A 2,092-nucleotide genomic window follows, 5' to 3' on the forward strand; every position below is an offset into this window, starting at 1 on the left:
ATGCGGGAGCTGTGGGCCTGCTACGAGGCGGGCGGCAGCGCGAGCGGGCTGCCGGCCGTGGCGCCGTACCGGGACTACCTGGCCTGGCTGGAGCGGCAGGACAAGGACGCCGCCCGCGACGCCTGGCAGCAGGCACTCGCCGGCCTGGAGGAGCCGACCCTCGTCGCCGCACAGACGGCCAGCACGAACCCGGTTCAGACCTGCATGGTGAGCGCGACGGCGGAAGACCGGCTCGCCGGGGCACTGGAGGACCTGGCACGCGCGCAGGGCGTGACGCTGAACACGGTGGTGCAGGCCGCGTGGGCGGTGGTGGTGGGGCAGTTGGCGGGCCGGCGTGATGTGGTGTTCGGTGCGACGGTGGCGGGTCGGCCGGCGGAGCTGCCGGGTATGGAGGACATGCTCGGTCTGTTCCTCAACACGGTGCCGGTGCGGGTCACGTTCGACGCGGAGCGCAGTGTCGCCGATGTACTGACGGCGCTTCAGGCGCAGCAGTCGGCGCTGCTGGACCACCAGCACCTCGGGCTCACCGAGATCCAGCGGCTCGCCGGACCGGGAGCCTCCTTCGACACCCTGATGGCGTTCGAGAACTACCCCGGTGACCCCGCGGTGCCGCCGTCCGTCGACGACCTGGCGCTCGCCGGCACGGAGCTGCGCGAGTCGACCAACTTCGCACTCGCCCTGGGAGTGTCCCCGGGGGCCGGCCTCGAACTCCGCCTCGACTTCCGGCCGGACGTGTTCCAGCGGCACGAGGTCACGCGGATGAGCCGACGCCTCGTCCGTGTGCTGGAACAGATGCCGACCGACCCTCGGATGCGGGTCAGTGACATCGACGTACTGGAACCGGCCGTGCGCTCGCAGGTGATCGAGCACTGGAACGACACGGCCAGGCCCGTCCCGGCGGACACTCTGCCGCACCTGTTCACCGCACGGGCTGCAGCCGTCCCGAAGGCTGTTGCCGTGCGCAGTGGCTCCGAGGCCCTGACGTATGGGGAGTTGGAGGCGCGGGCGAATCGTCTGGCTCGGTATCTGGTGGGTCTGGGGGCGGGCCGGGAGAGCCGGGTGGGGCTGTGTCTGCCGCGTGGGGTCGACATGGTGGTGGCCCTGCTGGCGGTGTGGAAGGCCGGGGGTGCGTATGTGCCGCTGGATCCGGAGTATCCGGCGGATCGGCTGGCGTACATGGTCAGCGACAGCGGTGCCTCCGTGGTGCTGGCCACGGCCGCGACGGCGGGGCAGGTGCCGGCCGGCGTGGAGGTGGTGCTGCTGGAGGAGACGCCCGAAGCACCGGCGGGACCGCTGGACACGGTCGTGACCCCGGACCAGCTCGCCTACGTCATCTACACCTCCGGCTCCACAGGTCGGCCGAAGGGTGTGGCCGTCGCGCACGGTGGGGTGGCCAACCTGGCCGAGGTGATGCGTCCGGTGCTGGGTGTGGAACCGGGCACGGTGGCGTTGCAGTTCGCGTCGTTCAGTTTCGACGCGGCGGTGCTCGATGTTGCGGTGACGCTGGGCGGCGGCGGCACTCTGGCGATCGCGACGAGTGAGGAGCGTACGGAGCCGGCCGCGCTCGCCGAGACGATCCGCACCGCGGGCGTACGGGTCGCCAGCGTCGTCCCCTCGCTCCTGGGCGTCCTCGACCCGGGCACGGTTCCAGGCGTGGAGAACTGGGTGCTGGGTGCCGAGCGCCTGACTCCCGGCCTGGCCGCCCGCTGGCGGGCGCAGGCTCGCGTCTGGAACACCTACGGCCCCACCGAGGCGACGGTCATCTCGACGGCGACGCTGCTGGAGGAGGGCATCAGCCCGGAGGACGCGCCTCCGGTGATCGGATCGCCGATCGGCAATGCCCAAGTGTTTGTGCTGGACGAGTTCCTGCGTCCGGTCCCGCCGGGTGTGACGGGTGAGTTGTATGTGGCGGGTGCGGGTCTGGCGCGTGGCTACAACAACCGTCCGGATCTGACGGCGGAGCGGTTCGTGGCGTGCCCGTTCGTCGAGGGCGGGCGGATGTATCGCTCGGGTGACCTGGCCCGGTGGACGGCGGACGGGTTGCTGGAGTTTGCGGGGCGTGCGGACGAGCAGGTCAAGATCCGCGGTTTCC

1 protein-coding gene is annotated in these 2,092 nt (G+C 71.3%); it reads left to right on the plus strand.

All coding sequences use genetic code 11. The annotated features are described in order from the left end of the window. A partial coding sequence (locus tag ACTWQJ_RS50725) for a non-ribosomal peptide synthetase (RefSeq protein WP_443313093.1) occupies positions 1-2,092 on the plus strand: 2,092 nt, incomplete at both ends.

The sequence above is a fragment of the Streptomyces sp. KR55 genome (assembly GCF_052245645.1).
GTDB lineage: Bacteria > Actinomycetota > Actinomycetes > Streptomycetales > Streptomycetaceae > Streptomyces > Streptomyces flavusporus.